Here is a 16,404-nt window from a genome sequence, read left to right as displayed (position 1 = left end):
TATTTATACATTTTATTGCTCAGTCTGTGCCGCTTTGAGCCTATGGTCTCAAAGCTATGCTCGACAAATTCGCATAAAATGTATAAATATTCCTGACATATGACTAATGCGACAGCCCCGCTCCCGTCTCAGGCTGCAGAGCAGCCTTTCTTTTTTGCACATCTTTTTGCAGAAGTTTATAAAGAGTGGCTGTGACAGGCACAGCAAGGAGCATCCCTATGATGCCTCCCAGGCCTCCGCCTACGGTAACAGCGGCCAGGACCCAGATGCCGGGAAGCCCCACAGAAGAGCCCACCACTCTGGGGTAGATGAGATTACCCTCAAGCTGCTGGAGAATGGCGATGAAGATCAGAAAGCCTATGGCCTGCAGCGGGTTCACGGTAAAGATCATAAATGCGCCTACGGCGGCTCCCAGATAAGCCCCTACTACAGGCAGCAGGGCAGTTGCCCCTATGAGAGTTCCTACCATGGTGGCGTAAGGAAAACGGAAGAGCAGCATTCCAATGGTACACAGAGAACCCAGAATGACAGCTTCCGTACACTGGCCTACAATAAATTTTGTAAAGGTTGCATGGGCTGTTTCCAGTACAAGGCCTACTTTTGTGTAAATCTTTTCTTTCAGATAAGTTCTGGCAAGAGTCTGAAACTGGTGAAAAAGTTTTTCTTTTCCGGAAAGTATGTAAATGGAAAAGATCAGGGCTACCACTGCGGTAACTACCATGGAACTAATGGTGCCCAGTATATACACCGTAGAGGAAAAAACACTGCTCAGTCCATTTGTCAGGTATGAGGCGGCTTTCTGTAAAATCTGAGGCCAGTTTACATTCAGAGATTCCAGAAATTTCTGGAGCTGAGGCCAGTCTCTGTCAGAAGAAGACAGCCAGGCTGTGATTTCAGAAACAACAGCCGGGATTTCCTGGACAATGACCCCTATAGCCTGTACAAGCTGAGGGATAACGATAAGGATAACGAGGACTGCAATGGCAAGGACAATTGTCAAAGAGCCCAGAATGCTGACAGGACGGCGTATTTTATAGAATATGGTGCCCTCTTTGCGAAAACAGGGAATCCTTTCTATCTGGGTGACCAGAATGTTCAGGATATAAGCGATCACACAGCCCAGCAGAAGGGGAGTGATCAGACTGGATAAAAGTCCTATAAATTCCAGTATCCCATCGCTGTATTTTACACAGAGGATCAATAGGATAAGCCCAACAGTAAACCATATAAACTTCTTATTTTTCATGAGTACCTCCTTGTGGGTGCCGTAATCTTATAAAAATTCAGGCTACTTACATTCTAGGGGGAACCGGAGAAAATAGCAAGGCAGTAAATGGAAAAATAATGACAAATTTGAGACAGTAAGATAAAATTAGAGCAGGACTGTTGTATTGGAAAAGGAGAACAGGAAAATGAGTGATTTACAGCGCTTTACAAAAGCACAGAAAGAGGATTTTAATCTGGCCCTGGAAGAAATCCGCAGCGGACGTAAAAGAAGCCACTGGATGTGGTATATCTTTCCCCAGATCCGGGGTCTGGGTTTCAGCAGTATGTCAGCCTATTATGGCATACAGAGCCTGGAAGAAGCAAAAGATTTTCTGAAAGATCCTTATCTGGGAGGAAATATAAAAAGTATCTGCCAGGCTTTGCTGGAACTGGATACAGACGACCCGCACAAGGTGTTTGGAAGTCCGGACGATCTAAAGCTGCTTTCTTCTATGACATTATTCGAAGAGGCGGAAGGAAAAGGCGGGGTATTTACCAAGGTGATCGAGAAATACTACGGCGGGAGAAGAGACCAGAGGACTTTGGAATTATTAGGCATCACCCCGGTATTTTGAGCAGAAGATTCGGATGAATTTTTCATAGAGTATTGACATTAATCCATGAATGGAGATAATGTTAGAAGAGGCTGAAAGCCTGCAAAAAGACAGTCGAAAACACCCGGCTGTATATTGGAATAAAGAGGAAAGATGAGGACGAAACATGAAGATAGCAGTAACCTATGACAATGGAAACATATTTCAGCATTTTGGAAAAACTGAGTTTTTTAAAGTGTATGAGGTTGAGGATAACAAGGTAATCTCCAGCGAAGTGATCGGTTCCAACGGCACAGGACATGGAGCCCTTGCAGGGCTTTTAGCTGAGCAGGATGTAGATGTACTGATCTGCGGAGGCATCGGCGGAGGTGCTCAGGCAGCTCTTGAAGAGGCCGGAGTAGAACTGTGTGCAGGAGCTCAGGGCGATGTAGATCAGGCAGTAGAGGCTTATCTGAAAGGAGAACTGGTATCTACCGGAGCAAACTGTGACCACCATCATGAGGAAGGCCACAGCTGCGGCCACCATGAAGAGGGACATTCCTGCGGAGGAAACTGCGGCGGTTCCTGCGGAAGCGGTCCCGCACTGACCGGACGCAATGTAGGCAAAACCTGCCGTACACATTACAGAGGAACCTTCAACGATGGAACCCAGTTTGATTCTTCTTATGACAGGGGAGAACCTCTGGAATTCATCTGTGGTGCAGGCCAGATGATCCGGGGATTTGATGCAGCTGTTGCAGATATGGAAGTAGGACAGGTAGTAGATGTTCATCTGATGCCCGAAGAAGCTTATGGTATGCCGGACCCCAATGCTGTCTTTACTCTTGAGATCGCACAGCTTCCAGGTTCTGAAGACCTTCAGGCAGGACAGAGGGTATACCTGTCGAATCAGTATGGACAGCCTTTCCCTGTTACAGTAACGGAAAAGGATGAAACAACCATCACTTTCGATGCTAATCATGAAATGGCAGGAAAAGAATTGAACTTCCGCATTGAACTGGTGGAGGTAAAATAAGGAAACAGCCTTTGAAATTTACGAAAAGGCGAAGAAAAATATCCCCTGGGGAAACAGGCACATCACTTTGAAAACACTGTTTCCACAGGGGATATTCTGTTATTTAAGGAAAAAACGCACCATTTTTTCATGGAGTTTCTGGTAAGGCTGGTAACGCATAGGCAGGTCCAGCCAGGTCTTTTTATCTACAATACTTTTATAATGGGTGAAGGTGTCAAAACCAGTCTTTCCATGGTAAGCGCCCATACCGCTTTCGCCAAATCCGCCGAATCCCATTTCTGTAGTAGCCAGGTGAATGATAGTATCATTAATACATCCTCCGCCGAAGCCGCAGCGGGAAGTAACTTCTTTCGCCGCTGATTTATCAGAGGTAAAGAAGTAAAGGGCCAGGGGATGGGGCATGGAATTAATAGTGCGGATAACCTCCTCCAGGCTGTCGTAGGTCAGGACAGGCATGAGAGGCCCGAAGATTTCCTCCTGCATGACCCCATCAGAAAAGGATACATTGTCAAGGACCGTAGGTTCAATCTGGAGTGTTTTCCGGTCAGCCTTTCCGCCCTGTACAATTTTCTTTTCATCGATCAGTCCGAGAATACGGTCAAAATGTTTTTCGTTGATGATCTTTCCATAATCGGGATTCTGAAGGGGCTCTTTTCCATACTGCTTCTGGATCTGGGTTTGTACTTCTTTTATCAGCCTGTCTTTTACAGAACGGTGACAGTACACATAATCAGGTGCCACGCAGGTCTGTCCGCAGTTCAGATATTTTCCAAAAACAATGCGCCTTGCTGCAAGTTTGATGTCAGCAGTCTGATCGACGATACAGGGACTTTTACCTCCCAGCTCCAGAGTAACGGGAGTCAGGTGCTCCGCAGCGTTTCGCATGACCTCTTTTCCCACAGACTGACTGCCGGTGAAGAAGATATAGTCAAAATGTTCCCGGAGAAGGAAGGTATTTTCTGCCCGTCCGCCGGTTACCACAGCTACATACTGAGGATCGAAGCATTTGGACAGGATATGCTGGATCACATTGCTGGTGTGAGGAGAATAGGCGCTGGGTTTTACCACTGCAGTATTTCCTGCCGCCAGTGCGTCCACCAAAGGGGAAAGGGTCAGCATAAAAGGATAATTCCATGGGCTCATGATCAGCGTTACGCCGTAAGGTGAGGGCTTCTTATAACTGCGGGAGTGAAACTGGGAGAGGGGTGTATGAACTCTTTTTTCTCTGGAAAACCTGCGGATATGTTTCAGCATATAGCTGATCTCTTCTAAGACCAGACCGGTCTCACACATATAGCTCTCGAATCCGCTCTTTCCAAGATCTTTTCGCAGTGCATCGTGAATTCTTTCTTCATTTTGAGAAATAGCTGTGTAGAGCCGGCGCAGACCAGAAATCCGTGTATTGACAGAAAGGGTAGCTCCAGTCTGAAAATATTTTCTCTGTTTGACAACGATATCATTAATTTCCTTTTCAGTCATGATGTTTTCTCCTCCATCAGCATATAGTAAAAGGGCTCCAGCTCTGCCCCGTTCATCAGTACGGGAACAGGATAGAGAGGATTCGCTTCTTTGTCCGCATAGTGGGCCAGCTTGGGAATATCGGTTTCCTGGATTTCCGGAATATAGTCGCCTATGCCAAAGTGCTTTTTCATGTCTTTAATGGCCTGGATAAACTGCAGGGCCGCCTCCTCACAAGGGGTGTCTTTATCAGCAACGCCGGCAGCCACAGCCAGGCGGGCCAGTTTTTTGTGAACCTTCTCTCCGTAGGCTTCCAGGATCATAGGCAGGATCACGGCATTGGCAAGGCCATGAGGAACGTTATATTCTCCGCCAAGAGAGTGGGCGATGGCATGGACATATCCTATATAGGACTTAGTAAATGCACAGCCAGCGTAAAAGGAGGCGTGGAGCATATTGCGGCGGGCTTCCACGTTGTTTCCGTCTTCATAAGCAGTATAGATATTTTCAAAAATCAGCTGTACTGCCAGAAGGGCGTCTTTGCGGGTTCCATAGGTAGTGGAATTTCCGATGTAAGCCTCTACTGCATGGGTCAGCGCGTCCATGCCTGTGGTGGCAGTGATAAAAGGCGGAAGGCTTAAGGTAACCTTGGGATCCAGGACCGCATACCTGGGAATCAGAGAAAAATCATTAATGGGATATTTATGCCGGGTCTGGGCATCGGTGATGACCGCAGCCAGCGTTGTTTCGCTTCCCGTACCTGCAGTAGTGGGAACCGCCATTAAAAGGGGCAGTTTTTTATGTACTTTTAATATTCCCTTCATTTTTGCCAGAGACTGTTTTGGCTTAGCAATACGGGCTCCTGTTGCTTTGGCACAGTCCATACTGGAGCCGCCGCCGAAGCCGATGATGCAGTCGCAGCCTTCATCCTGATAAAGGGCCACGGCCTCAGCTACATTGTCGGTGGTGGGATTGGCTACAGTTTTGCCATAGATGCAGTAGGGAATACCAGCGTTATCAAGGGCTTTTTCAAGACGAGCGGTCAGCCCCAGCTTTCTTATACCTGCATCGGTGATGATCAGAACTTTGCTGCATTTTTTCTTTTGAATGACTTCCGGCAGGGCTTTCACACTGTTGACGATTTTAGGCTTTCGATAGGGCAGGAACGGCAGTGCTATTTTCAGTCCTGTCTGAAAGGTCCTGCAGTATATTTTTTTAAGATGATTCATGGGAACAGATCCTTTCTGGCGCGGAAGCATTGCGCTTCTTTATTATTTTATCAGAAAAATATTAGCAGTTGGGGTGAGGTTTGTCAATTGGAAACCCCTTCCGGATAGTGAGAGAAAAAAATGCCTTATCATTCACCTTCCAGGCGCAGATATGTTACAATTAGCCCATGGAGGTATCTAAATGAGAATTACCCGCAATTTAGAATTTCAGACAGGCAGTAAGGAAGAAAAACTGCCATATGAGACTACAGATTTTCCATATGTGGCTTCACAGGCAGAACTGGATGATTACCGGGAGCCTTTTGTACCCTGGCACTGGCATAACGCCATAGAGCTGTTCTACATGGAAAGCGGCCAGTTAAAATACCATACGCCCAATGAAACCATGGTTTTTTCCGCCGGCTGGGCCGGTATGGTGAATTCAAATGTACTGCATATGACGGAAATCCAGACTCATATGGAGAAAAATATATAATTTCTCCATATTTTTGAACCGAAATTACTTGCGGGCGATCATGGAAGCAGGATTGAACAGAAATATATTATGCCCATTACTACTTCTTCCCAGATTGAGATTCTCCCGTTAAATCCCAAGGTGCCAGAACAGGCCGGGGTTATCGATCTGATCCGCAAAGCCTTTTTCCTGTCAGAAGAGGAGTTTGGCTATGAAATAAAGATAAGAGAGGCACTGTCCCAGATATGGCTGCGCCTGTTCCAGTTATGCGCTCCCATACTTCAGGATAAAACAGGATCTGCCAATGGAACAGACGATAAGATCAAGAGAATGATGGTACATATCCATGAACATTATTCTGAAAAGATCTCTATTCCGGAGCTTGCAGAAGTTGCTTTTTTAAGTGAAAGAGAGTGCTACAGGGCTTTCCGGAATCATCTGCATATGACCCCTGTTGAGTATATAAAAATTTTCCTGGACTTTAATGCAGTCATTGTCAATCTGGACAGTCTTTCATCAGAAAAGCGAAAGCAGTGTATAGATAGTATAGAAGAGAATGTAAAAGAGCTGAAAAGTTATCTGGAACAGAATATACGAGAAAAGGAAAATCTACCGGAAATTCCGGCAACCGGCATAGCTGTTTTGAAGCAGCAGTTTGTTTTGGCGGAAGCAATTGAAAAATGGATAGATTCGGTGAAAGAGAAATGAGTGAAAAAGCAAAAGTAGCTTATGCTGATTTAGATCAGTACCAGCGTACGATGAGTCCTCATTTCAAACAGGAATGGTATGGCACACAAGCAAAGATCATGGAACAAAGGGAAGATTACATTGTGGTGGACTACGGCTGTCAGGGCCGTGGGATCATTACAAATTATTTTCTCTTTGACGGAATACAACTTTGTTTTTTAGATTTCGATACAGCCGAGACTATGCCCTCACAGAAATTCAATCCGGATATTATCCAGATCACCCATTGCCAGAAAGGACGATATGAATGTGAGTTTGCCAATCATACAGTCTCCTATTTACCAGAGGGATATTTTGGCGTTGCAGGCACACAATACCTGCCGGTGTCTTTTTCCTTTCCGTTAAAAAAGTGTTTTGCCGTAAGCCTGGTGATCGATAAGCAGACCCTGTCTATGTCTACCAGGAAAATGATGGGGGAAATTCCTATTGATCTTGATAAGATCGAAGAAACACTGGGGATTGAAAAAAAGTGGTATACCGGACAAACCCCGAAGAAACTTCAACATCTGTTTTCTGAAATATATGAGGCGAAGGGCCGTGAGCATGTGGGATATTTCAGGATCAAAGCTATTGAGCTCCTTTATCATATGGATCAGCTCACCCAGGTGAATGGCTGTGATTTCCAATATTTTGATAAGGGGCAGATACAGGCTGCAAAAGCAATCCGGGATTACCTGGTACAGCATTTGGATGAGAAAAATTCATTGGAACATCTGGCGAAAGAAGCACATCTGAGCCTTACAGTATTTCATAAGGTTTTTTCTCATATTTATGGTGATACGCCTTATGCTTATCTGAAAAAATATAAAATGAACCTTGCGGCGGATATCCTTTTGAATGAAAATAAAAAGATCGGAGATATTGCTCTGGAATTGGGATACAGTAACGCCAGCAAATTTGCAAAAGCGTTTCAATCGGTCTATGGGGTTCTCCCAAAGGATTATCGGAAGAAAAAATAGAAGAAATGGGCTATTTTTAGCCTGTAAATAAAGGAACAGAGTAGAAGAAACTGACTGGAAACAGTAAAATAATGGTGTGGTTAGAAAATACTAACTGCACCATTATTTTAGTTAGGAGGTTTCGTGCTATGTCAAAGAAAAATTCAAAAGGGGCAAAGCCCAAGACGGGTCTGGACCGCTGCATGGAGCTGGCTTCGGACCGGAAAGGAGTGATCATCCTGGCGGCTGTACTTTCTTCTCTTGCAGCCATAGCTTCATTTATCCCGTACATTGGGGTTTATTTTATGATCCGTTCCATTATCGGGGTATTCCCGGATTTAGGACGACTGGATATGGGAAGGGTTATGAGCTATGGGTGGATGGCCCTTGCTGGAATTCTTGCAAATATCCTGCTTTATTTTCTGGCTATTTTCAGCTCCCATATGGCAGCCTTTGGCACTCTTTATGATCTGAAAGTCTTATTTGCCAATCATATCACAAAAATTCCTTTAGGTTATCATCTCACCATCGGCAGCGGGCGTCTGCGTAAGATCATGGATGAAAACATAGAAAGCGTGGAAGGATTTATCGCCCACCAGTTTCCTGATTTTGTTGCCTCTGTAACTGCCCCGATTGTTATGGTGATCCTGCTTTTGGCCGTAGACTGGCGTTTTGGTTTGGCTTCACTTGTGGGAATCCTTCTGGCCTTTGCTGTTGAATTTATAGGGTTTGGCAGCGGAGCTATGAAAGAGAATATGGCCAAATATCAAAAGGCTTCTGAGGAAATGAATAATGCTTCGGTTGAATATGTGAGAGGAATGTCTGTTGTAAAGGTGTTTAATCAGACGGCTTCCTCCTTTAAAAAGCTGCAGGAGGCCATCAGCGGCTATACAGAATGGGTATTAAAATTTTCTCTTGGATGGCAGAATTGTATGCCTGCATTCACAACTATTATCAACAATATCTATTTGCTCCTTGTGCCTGTAGGTATTCTCATGGGCTCCAATACTTCCGATTTCACAGAATTTGCCATGAAATTTATTTTCTACCTGCTGTTTGTTCCGGCCATTGCCGGGGTCCTGAATAAAATCATGTATATCTCAGAGTCCTTTATGCAGATTGATGGGAATGTGGCCCGCATGGATGAAATCCTGAATATTCCGGAAATGCCGGAAACTTCACATCCACAAAAACCAAAGGGAGAGGATGTGGCTTTTAATCATGTAAGTTTTACTTATACAGGGAACAGCGAAGAAAAAGCCCTGGAAGATGTAACTTTTACCGCAAAGCAAGGGCAGATTACCGGGATCGTGGGGCCCTCCGGAGGGGGAAAAAGCACCATCGCCAATCTGATCTCCCGGTTCTGGGATGTATCGGAGGGGAAGATTACCATTGGAGGTGTGGATATACGAAATATGGCCCAGGAGGAACTTATGCATCAGGTCAGCTTTGTGTTTCAGGATGTCTTTCTGTTTAAGCAGAGTATTTTGGACAATATCCGCATGGGAAATGAAAATGCTACAAAAGAGCAGGTGATCGCAGCGGCTAAGGCAGCCCAGTGCCATGATTTTATCTCAAAAATGCCAGAGGGCTATCATACAGTTGTGGGAACGAAAGGCGTACATCTGTCTGGCGGCGAGCGCCAGAGGATTGCTATTGCCAGGGCCATTATCAAAGATTCTCCCATTATTATCCTGGACGAGGCAACTGCATTCAGCGACCCGGAAAATGAGTATCTGATACAGAAGGCTTTTGAAAAACTCATGGAGAGAAAGACGGTCATTATCATTGCACACAGACTTTCTACAATCCGCAATGCAGATAAGATCCTTGTTATGGAAAAGGGGCGTTTGGCAGAGACGGGAAAACATGAGGAGCTGGTTGCAGCAGGCGGCTGTTATGCCCGGATGTGGAAGCATTATACAGAAGCCTTCAATTGGAAGATCAGCGGAAAGGCGGTGTGATAAATGAGAAAATTACAGAAGGTCCTCTTTTTATCAGAGAAAGGATATAAGGATTTAAAAAAGGCCGTTTTCGCCTGCACTTTGACGAATCTGGCTATGCTTCTTCCTTTTTGTGTTACTGTAATGATTTTTAGCGAAATATTAACTCCTGTAGCAAATGGAGGGTCTGTACAGTGGAATCATATCTGGCTGTTATGGGGAGCAGGGATCCTTTCTGCAATACTGGTATTTCTGGCGGCCAAAAATGATTACCGGAAGACCTATATCGCTTCTTATCAGGAGTCCAACGCCACAAGGCTTCGTATCGCTGATCATTTGCGAAAGCTCCCTATGAGTTTTTTCAACACAAAGGATTTATCGGAACTTACCACAAGCATGATGGCCGACTGCAGCAGTATGGAATCCTTGCTCAGCAGTACGATTCCCCCATTGATTGCAAATGGGATTACAGTGACGATTACCTGTATTCTTCTTGCTTTCTTTGACTGGAGATTAGCTCTGTGTGTATTCTGTACTGTACCCATTGCATTTTTGATCATCTGGTTAAGCCGTAAACGCCAGATACGGTTATTTGAAAAACAAGTTGATGCAAAGTTAAAGGCTTCTGATCAGGTCCAGGAATATCTGGAAGGTATGAAAATCATCAAATCCTGTGGCTTAAGGGGCTCTCGCTTCAAGACCTTGGATCATGCACTTCTTGCTATGAAAAAAATAGCGGTAAAAGTGGAAATGGCTGTTGGTGTCTTTATGTCCGGTGCAAGCATGGTATTGCAGGCAGGCATTGGAATTACAATTTTCGTGGGCGCAATTTTACTTACAAGAGGTCAGATTGAATTGATTCCATTGCTGATGTTTTTGTTGATGGTAACCCGTATTTACGGTCCCATTCTTTCTATCCTTGCAAATCTGTCTTCTTTGCTGAATCTGAATGTTGTTACAAACCGTATGCGTACCCTTCTGACAACTCCGGCTATGGCAGGAGAGGAAAAGATTGTAGATAATTGTGATATTGAACTCTCCCATGTTACCTTTGCCTACAATCAGGAGGATGTGATCAAAGATATCTCCTGCAAAATACCCCAGGGCAGCATTATCGCATTCGTTGGTCCTTCCGGCAGCGGAAAAAGTACTGTAATAAAGCTGATCGCCCATTTTTGGGATGTCCAAAAAGGAAAGATTACAGTAGGAGGGAAAGATATCAAAACAATAGAGCCGGAAAGCTTAATGTCTTATATGTCTTTCGTTTTCCAGGATGTTTCGCTGTTTAACGATACAGTTATAAACAATATCCGGATTGGAAATCCAAATGCTTCAGACGAACAGGTGATCGCTGCGGCAAAGGCTGCTTATTGTGATGAATTTATCCGTGAAATGCCCGATGGCTATCAGACTCTTCTCGGAGAGAACGGAAGTACCTTATCCGGGGGAGAGCGCCAGCGCATTTCCATTGCAAGGGCACTACTAAAGAACGCATCGGTCATTCTCCTTGATGAGGCCACAGCCTCCCTGGATCCGGAAAATGAAGTTCTCGTTCAGAAAGCGATTGCAAAGCTGGTTGAAGGGAAAACGGTGATTATGATCGCACACCGGCTGCGCACAGTGGCGGACGCTGATCAGATTCTTGTATTGGAGGAGGGAAAATTGGTGGAAAGAGGAACCCATAAGGAGCTGATGAAAAAGAAGGGCCTGTACCAGAGATTGTATCATATCCAGCAGGAAAGTCTGAGGTGGGGTGTTTAGACGGAGGCAGAGGCGTAGAAGGATTTTGATAAATTTTAAGCCCAGGTTCCGCATTTTTTTGAGCCTGGGCTTCTTAAATATTTCTATTCTTCTATATTTTCCTCTTCTGCAAGTTTTGTGAGAAACTGCTCCGGGGAAAAGACTGGAAGGGATGACAACTTGTAACCCTTTAAATTTCTGGTCACAATGCAGTCTGCACCGATACGGGAAGCAGTCTGTACCATGATAGCGTCTTTGTAATCCTTTATGAGAGAGTCCAAAGCAACTTCACAATCCGTAGAAAAGGTATCTTCTACTTCAAAAAGTGTAAAGAGAATACGGACCAGTCTACGTACCTCTCCCTCATTATGGATACCTCGCCGCAGGATGTAATAAATGTCGGTGATGGATTTTGCCGTCAGAACACCAGTGCATTTCCGATTGGATATAGCAAGCAGGATTTCCATGGCTGCCTGATAGAAAGGGTCTCGTTTTTGGAGGACATCTACTATGACACAGGTATCGATTAAGACTTTCATATATTGGAGATCCTTTCTTTCCGTGCTTCTTCTACAGTAATATCGGAAGGAATGACACCAAGGAGTGATTTTGCCATTTCCGTGCGGTCAGCATTGGGGTTAGAAAGTTTTGCCACAACCTTACCGTTTCGTGTAATGAAAATATCTTCATGTTCTGCCAGTTTTAAATACTTGCCGAGATTTAACTTTAATTCTGTTGCAGTAATTGACATGGATCGCACCTCCTATGTTTGTAAGATGTATAGTTTCAATATTATTATACTTAAATTGAACGAATTTATCAATAAAGTTGTTCGATTTTTGGTGACATTTTGGAGAAAGTGAAAAATCAGGGAAGATAATCTTGTGTAACAGTGCACTTTAAAAGAGATTAAGTAAAAGGGATTTATTGATATGTTAGTTAAAACTAACTATAATGAAATTATAGAAATATCCATTTATATTTTGCTATATTCGATGGGAGAAGCAATATAAAAGATATTGGGGAGAAAAAAGATGGTCATTTTCATTGAAAGCCTGATAGGGATAATCCTGTTTACTATTATAATAGTGGCCCTTACGCTGAAAGATCCACTGACCTCGGTGGGAGATTATCCCCCTGCTATCCGGGACAGGTGTATGGAATTAGGTTTGATTGAAAAAAGAAAACAGCGGTTTACCAGAGGGGATATTATACGGAAAGCGGCAGCTATGATCATTTTTGTGTTCATATTTGCTTTTGTTCTGAAATTTTTTAATGGTGATCATACATTTCAGAGAGGGTTTAGAGATTCCTATCTGATATGGCTGATCATTGGCATGTTATTGGGAATACCTGCCTGCCTTGCAGTGGGGATCGTTACAGCAATGCTTTGAGTCTCGACGAGGCAGCAGAAAGAATTGCCCCTGAAAATGAGTATCTGATACAGTAAGCTATCAGTGAGCTGCCTATCGGGAAAACAGTGATCGTCATCGCTCATCGTCTGGCAACGATTGAACATGCGGATCAGATTTTAGTAGTGGCGAGGTGAAATGCTTATGTATCTTTGTACGGGATTTGGTAAGCGATTAAGAAAACAGGTTCCCGGATTTTTTAGTTTCATTGGCAAATGGGAACTGGTCTGCTGTAATAAAGAATATGCAGCCTTTGTGGGAGTAATCCTGCGAGAGCTCTTTTTCATATGCCTTTTCTGATTTCTCTGTGCAGAGAATGTCATGTCAGAATTCATGCAAAACGTGGTGGCTGGTGGCATGGAAAAAGCCATCCCCAGGAGAAGGGCTTTTTATATCTGATGTGCGAGTATCCAGCTCAGTAAATCAGAAGACTGAATGGTGCCTGCCGCTAATTGCAGGATAACATCGGACAATTCTGTTTGTGTATGCTGCAATTCAATCCCATTTAAAGCAAGAAACACCAGCATGACGTGTGCGCCGGTACGTTTGTTCCCATCTACAAAAGGGTGGTTTTTGACCAGACCAAAGCAAAGATGGGCTGTCTTCTGCAGGAGAGATGGATAGACATCTTCCCCGCCAAAGGTCTGGAAAGGAGCATTCAGCGCAGAGTCCAGCATCCCTTCATCACGCAGGCCGGATGAACCTCCGGTCTCTGCAATGAGTTGTTCGTGCAGCAGAAGTATCTGCGGCTTGGATAATCGGATCATTTGGCAAGTACCTCGTAAGCCTGTCGGTTCTTTTCGATGAGACGTTTGGAAATAGCCATGATATCTTCATCATCAGCAAATTCTTCTTGTTCAGCAGCGCTGAATTCCATGACCAGATATCGGGGAACATTGTTCTTCAATATGATGACAGAACCGTTCTCATCTACGAGGCGTGCTACCTTAGAGAAGTTTTGATTGGCCTCGGTGATAGAAACCAGGTTTTTAGTGTTGATATTCATAACGGAACCTCCTTTTTGCTGTCTTTACTTTTATTATATCCAAGAATAGGAGAAATTCAACCTATTATTATAAGAAGTTTACAGGCAGGACGGTCAAAATCTCTACAGTGAAGCAGCAGGGAAACGGACATGGGGGCAATCTTCCAGATAAATGATGGCGTGAGATAAAAGCTAATAAGTCGATTGATGACTTGAGTATTATAACTGCGATATTAAAAAAGGAATACTAAAAAATGGAAGAAATAACACTGAGTCTCGAAAAGAAAAAAACATTCTGAAAAACGTAGAAGATCTCTTGCAACTTTATCATGACGGGAGCCTTGGCGGAGAAATTATGCCAGAGGATGCAAACCCAGGGTTAGGGAAAGGTACGAAGGAAAACTATCTATATTTTACTTTACCAATGGCATTAAATTACCAAAGAAATTCGTATAAGCTGTGAGAAGCGGCAAAAGTGGCATATCTTGACGCTGAAACCCGAGATATATTTTCACCAGAATATGTTGTATAAATGAAACAAGAGGAGCTGCGCACTAAACTGTTAAGGTAGCGCTTCAACCTAATAAACATATAGAGATAAGGGGACGGTTGTGTAACACATTCATGGATAAATTTCAGGGTGACATCAGAAAGCTGTTTTGGGATAATGATAATTCCGTAAAAAAGATCAAAGAGTATATTATAAAAAACAAAAAGGGATTCCCATATTTATCTGGTACTAAGATTTTGAATTATTGGCTATATGTGATGATCCAATATACAGATGCAAAGTTGGAAGACAGGCAGTTTATTACGGTTGCACCGGACACACATGTTATACAACTGAAAAACAGTCCTATATCTCTCCGTGTCTCTAAATACTTCTTCCCATAGAGAGCTTACTTTCTCTCGTATATTAGGCTTTTCAGCTTCATCATGTGTGATCAATCCCAGTTTTTCGCTTGCTTACTTGCCATGGTTTCAGGTGTATACTAAATATAACGGCGAAGTTCGATTTTTATCTGGGCCTGTAACCCGCCTATAAAACTGAATTTAGGCTTCCTCATGTACCACCATCTGTCCAGCCGCATTGCAGCAGAAGGACGTACAGTAAAATATCAAAAGACAGGAAGCCATGCCGTAAATTCTATCCATGGAGGTGTCATTATGGAAAAAGTTTACGACAAATGTTGTGGTATTGATGTACACAAAAAACTCATCGTCGCCTGTTTCAAAAAAGGCAACCGGCAGGAGATTCGTGAGTTTGGTGCAACAACCAGAGAACTTCTGGAAATGGCTGACTGGCTTAAGGATGGCGGCTGTGAAATGGTTGCCATGGAGAGCACAGCTTCCTATTGGAAACCCTTATACAACATCCTCGAATCTTCTGACTTGAATGCGATTGTGGTAAATGCCCGCCATATGAAAGCAGTACCGGGACGGAAGACAGATGTAAAAGATGCGGAATGGATTGCTGATCTCCTTATGCATGGTCTGCTCCAGGCAAGTTATATTCCGGACAAAGACCAGCGGGAACTGCGGGAACTCGTTCGTTACCGCAAGAGTCTTGTCGGAGAACGCAACCGTGAGCTGAACAGGCTCCAAAAGATGCTGGAAGGGGCCAACATTAAGATATCCGGTACTATTACAGATATCAACGGTAAGAGCGCCAGAAATATCCTGGAGTACATCCTTTCGGGGAAGCAGATAGACTCTGCTGAATACGACATTCTCTATGAAAAGAAAGTTATAGCACACAACCTGAAAGCATCAAAGGAACAGATCATTGATGACCTGAACGGGATTATGTCCGACGTCCAGCGTAAAATGCTACGTCTTCTTCTCAAGCACCTTGATGAACTCAATGCCATCATCAAAGAGCTTGATGATGATATTGATAACTTCATGAAACCGGAGGAAAAACGAGCTGCAAAAGCGATACAGGATATTCCCGGCATTGGAAACACCAGCGCACAGGCCATTATTTCTGTCCTTCGTATCTTTTTAAACTTAACTGGAAATCTTATGTGGCAACAACAGGAGCTTCCCAGCCAAGTGCTTTTAACTTTTTAAGATATGCATGGATCTTGCGTTCTTTGTTGAACTGATTATAATAATCGGCTCCCAGATCCTTGAAGGGTACTCCATCTTTGAGGATATGATAAATGGCTATTAGCATAGAATGAGCTACAGCAACATAGGCCCGCTTTTTTCCACGATGTGTGCTGATTCGCATGAACTGTGCATAGAAGTATGATTTCTTGTTCTTCACCGCACTGTGTGCACTTACGACAAGCGTTTCCTGCAGTAAAGCGTTTCCTTTTCGGGTCTTTCCGGATTTTCGCTTTTTGGCACTCTCGTTGTTACCTGGACATAATCCAGCCCATGAAGCAAGGTGTCCATCGCTTGGGAAGAGGTAATGAAAGCTACGAAACGAAGAGGTAATGAAAGCTACGAAATGATTGACACTACGGTACATACCTGTTACACTTCGTGTAACAGGTATGTACCGTAGGAAATAGAGGAAGCTTGTATTCTTTTTTGAACAGTTCTGACAGGTAAAAATAATTCGCACTAAAACCTATTGAAAACACATGGATTCACTGCGAAAATAGAAATATGACAAAAAAACTTTTTCGCAGTGAGGTTGAAATGGGAAGAAA

16 protein-coding genes and 2 pseudogenes are annotated in these 16,404 nt (G+C 43.8%); 10 read left to right on the top strand and 8 right to left on the bottom strand.

Annotated features, from left to right (window positions below):
* Positions 1–103 precede the first annotated feature (103 nt).
* Positions 104–1,246, bottom strand: a complete 1,143-nt coding sequence (locus tag B5G33_RS20200) for an AI-2E family transporter (RefSeq protein WP_087271336.1) — start codon at positions 1,244–1,246, stop codon at positions 104–106.
* Positions 1,247–1,412: 166 nt separating this feature from the next.
* Here B5G33_RS20200 and B5G33_RS20195 point away from each other — a divergent pair, with 166 nt between their 5' ends.
* Together B5G33_RS20195 and B5G33_RS20190 are read left to right on the top strand one after the other, a co-directional pair.
* On the top strand, positions 1,413–1,841 hold the full coding sequence (locus B5G33_RS20195; protein ID WP_087271333.1) for a DUF1810 domain-containing protein: 429 nt from the start codon (positions 1,413–1,415) through the stop codon (positions 1,839–1,841).
* A 145-nt stretch (positions 1,842–1,986) separates the two neighbouring features.
* Positions 1,987–2,835 (top strand): NifB/NifX family molybdenum-iron cluster-binding protein, encoded by an 849-nt coding sequence (locus B5G33_RS20190; protein ID WP_087271330.1) that lies wholly within the window; start codon positions 1,987–1,989, stop codon positions 2,833–2,835.
* 99 nt (positions 2,836–2,934) lie between these two features.
* Here the strand turns inward: B5G33_RS20190 and B5G33_RS20185 are convergent, their stop codons facing one another.
* Complete coding sequence (locus tag B5G33_RS20185; protein ID WP_087418902.1) at positions 2,935–4,314, bottom strand: aldehyde dehydrogenase; 1,380 nt, start codon at positions 4,312–4,314, stop codon at positions 2,935–2,937.
* The gene (locus B5G33_RS20180) at positions 4,311–5,522 is read right to left on the bottom strand and encodes an iron-containing alcohol dehydrogenase (RefSeq protein WP_087418904.1); all 1,212 of its coding nucleotides are present in this window, start codon (positions 5,520–5,522) and stop codon (positions 4,311–4,313) included. The genes B5G33_RS20185 and B5G33_RS20180 overlap by 4 nt, the downstream gene beginning before the upstream one ends.
* 181 nt (positions 5,523–5,703) lie before the next feature.
* Between B5G33_RS20180 and B5G33_RS22150 the strand changes: the two genes are divergently transcribed.
* From B5G33_RS22150 to B5G33_RS20160, 5 genes are all read left to right on the top strand, one after another.
* The gene (locus tag B5G33_RS22150) at positions 5,704–5,997 is read left to right on the top strand and encodes a cupin domain-containing protein (protein WP_242974791.1); all 294 of its coding nucleotides are present in this window, start codon (positions 5,704–5,706) and stop codon (positions 5,995–5,997) included.
* Positions 5,998–6,066: 69 nt separating this feature from the next.
* Positions 6,067–6,684 carry a helix-turn-helix domain-containing protein gene (locus tag B5G33_RS22145; RefSeq protein WP_242974790.1) on the top strand — a complete coding sequence of 206 codons (618 nt, stop codon included), beginning with the start codon at positions 6,067–6,069 and terminating at the stop codon, positions 6,682–6,684.
* Complete coding sequence (locus B5G33_RS20170) at positions 6,657–7,682, top strand: helix-turn-helix domain-containing protein (protein WP_242974789.1); 1,026 nt, start codon at positions 6,657–6,659, stop codon at positions 7,680–7,682. Before B5G33_RS22145 ends, B5G33_RS20170 begins: the two co-directional genes overlap by 28 nt.
* Before the next feature lie 128 nt (positions 7,683–7,810).
* Entirely contained in the window at positions 7,811–9,625 is a 1,815-nt protein-coding gene (locus B5G33_RS20165) for an ABC transporter ATP-binding protein (protein WP_087418901.1), read from the top strand.
* Positions 9,626–9,628: 3 nt separating this feature from the next.
* Positions 9,629–11,365, top strand: a complete 1,737-nt coding sequence (locus B5G33_RS20160) for an ABC transporter ATP-binding protein (RefSeq protein WP_087418900.1) — start codon at positions 9,629–9,631, stop codon at positions 11,363–11,365.
* 83 nt (positions 11,366–11,448) lie between these two features.
* Here the strand turns inward: B5G33_RS20160 and B5G33_RS20155 are convergent, their stop codons facing one another.
* The gene (locus tag B5G33_RS20155) at positions 11,449–11,883 is read right to left on the bottom strand and encodes a PIN domain-containing protein (RefSeq protein WP_087418899.1); all 435 of its coding nucleotides are present in this window, start codon (positions 11,881–11,883) and stop codon (positions 11,449–11,451) included.
* On the bottom strand, positions 11,880–12,095 hold the full coding sequence (locus B5G33_RS20150) for a type II toxin-antitoxin system Phd/YefM family antitoxin (protein ID WP_087271307.1): 216 nt from the start codon (positions 12,093–12,095) through the stop codon (positions 11,880–11,882). The genes B5G33_RS20155 and B5G33_RS20150 overlap by 4 nt, the downstream gene beginning before the upstream one ends.
* 283 nt (positions 12,096–12,378) lie before the next feature.
* Between B5G33_RS20150 and B5G33_RS20145 the strand changes: the two genes are divergently transcribed.
* Positions 12,379–12,738 (top strand): hypothetical protein, encoded by a 360-nt coding sequence (locus tag B5G33_RS20145; RefSeq protein WP_087418898.1) that lies wholly within the window; start codon positions 12,379–12,381, stop codon positions 12,736–12,738.
* 2 nt (positions 12,739–12,740) lie between these two features.
* Positions 12,741–12,884 (top strand): annotated as a pseudogene (locus tag B5G33_RS22830) (ABC transporter ATP-binding protein); the annotation flags it as partial.
* A gap of 261 nt (positions 12,885–13,145) precedes the next feature.
* On the opposite strand, the gene B5G33_RS20140 reads toward B5G33_RS22830, so the two are convergent.
* Together B5G33_RS20140 and B5G33_RS20135 are read right to left on the bottom strand one after the other, a co-directional pair.
* A complete protein-coding gene (locus tag B5G33_RS20140) occupies positions 13,146–13,523 on the bottom strand; it encodes a type II toxin-antitoxin system death-on-curing family toxin (RefSeq protein WP_087271302.1) in 378 nt (125 codons plus the stop codon).
* On the bottom strand, positions 13,520–13,762 hold the full coding sequence (locus B5G33_RS20135) for a type II toxin-antitoxin system Phd/YefM family antitoxin (protein WP_087271299.1): 243 nt from the start codon (positions 13,760–13,762) through the stop codon (positions 13,520–13,522). The genes B5G33_RS20140 and B5G33_RS20135 overlap by 4 nt, the downstream gene beginning before the upstream one ends.
* 1,044 nt (positions 13,763–14,806) lie before the next feature.
* On the opposite strand from B5G33_RS20135, the gene B5G33_RS20125 reads away from it, so the two are divergent.
* Positions 14,807–15,814, top strand: coding sequence for an IS110 family transposase (locus B5G33_RS20125; protein WP_242974788.1), 1,008 nt, complete (start codon positions 14,807–14,809; stop codon positions 15,812–15,814).
* Here B5G33_RS20125 and B5G33_RS20120 read toward each other — a convergent pair.
* Positions 15,765–16,154 (bottom strand): annotated as a pseudogene (locus tag B5G33_RS20120) (transposase); the annotation flags it as partial. The gene B5G33_RS20125 and the pseudogene B5G33_RS20120 overlap by 50 nt on opposite strands.
* Between the last annotated feature and the right edge of the window lie 250 nt (positions 16,155–16,404).

This window comes from Blautia sp. An81, from assembly GCF_002161285.1.
GTDB classification, from domain to species: Bacteria; Bacillota; Clostridia; order Lachnospirales; family Lachnospiraceae; genus Blautia; species Blautia ornithocaccae.
Note: the sequence above shows the minus strand (reverse complement) of the source record. Positions and strands in the feature narration are given on the sequence as shown.

Coding starts and splice junctions, on each gene's coding strand:
- B5G33_RS20195 (WP_087271333.1), top strand. CDS start 1,413: ATGAGTGATTTACAGCGCTTTACAAAAGCACAGAAAGAGGATTTTAAT.
- B5G33_RS20150 (WP_087271307.1), bottom strand. CDS start 12,095: ATGTCAATTACTGCAACAGAATTAAAGTTAAATCTCGGCAAGTATTTA.
- B5G33_RS20165 (WP_087418901.1), top strand. CDS start 7,811: ATGTCAAAGAAAAATTCAAAAGGGGCAAAGCCCAAGACGGGTCTGGAC.
- B5G33_RS20200 (WP_087271336.1), bottom strand. CDS start 1,246: ATGAAAAATAAGAAGTTTATATGGTTTACTGTTGGGCTTATCCTATTG.
- B5G33_RS20160 (WP_087418900.1), top strand. CDS start 9,629: ATGAGAAAATTACAGAAGGTCCTCTTTTTATCAGAGAAAGGATATAAG.
- B5G33_RS20185 (WP_087418902.1), bottom strand. CDS start 4,314: ATGACTGAAAAGGAAATTAATGATATCGTTGTCAAACAGAGAAAATAT.
- B5G33_RS20180 (WP_087418904.1), bottom strand. CDS start 5,522: ATGAATCATCTTAAAAAAATATACTGCAGGACCTTTCAGACAGGACTG.
- B5G33_RS20140 (WP_087271302.1), bottom strand. CDS start 13,523: ATGATCCGATTATCCAAGCCGCAGATACTTCTGCTGCACGAACAACTC.
- B5G33_RS20125 (WP_242974788.1), top strand. CDS start 14,807: ATGTACCACCATCTGTCCAGCCGCATTGCAGCAGAAGGACGTACAGTA.
- B5G33_RS20135 (WP_087271299.1), bottom strand. CDS start 13,762: ATGAATATCAACACTAAAAACCTGGTTTCTATCACCGAGGCCAATCAA.
- B5G33_RS22150 (WP_242974791.1), top strand. CDS start 5,704: ATGAGAATTACCCGCAATTTAGAATTTCAGACAGGCAGTAAGGAAGAA.
- B5G33_RS20170 (WP_242974789.1), top strand. CDS start 6,657: ATGGATAGATTCGGTGAAAGAGAAATGAGTGAAAAAGCAAAAGTAGCT.
- B5G33_RS20190 (WP_087271330.1), top strand. CDS start 1,987: ATGAAGATAGCAGTAACCTATGACAATGGAAACATATTTCAGCATTTT.
- B5G33_RS20145 (WP_087418898.1), top strand. CDS start 12,379: ATGGTCATTTTCATTGAAAGCCTGATAGGGATAATCCTGTTTACTATT.
- B5G33_RS22145 (WP_242974790.1), top strand. CDS start 6,067: ATGCCCATTACTACTTCTTCCCAGATTGAGATTCTCCCGTTAAATCCC.
- B5G33_RS20155 (WP_087418899.1), bottom strand. CDS start 11,883: ATGAAAGTCTTAATCGATACCTGTGTCATAGTAGATGTCCTCCAAAAA.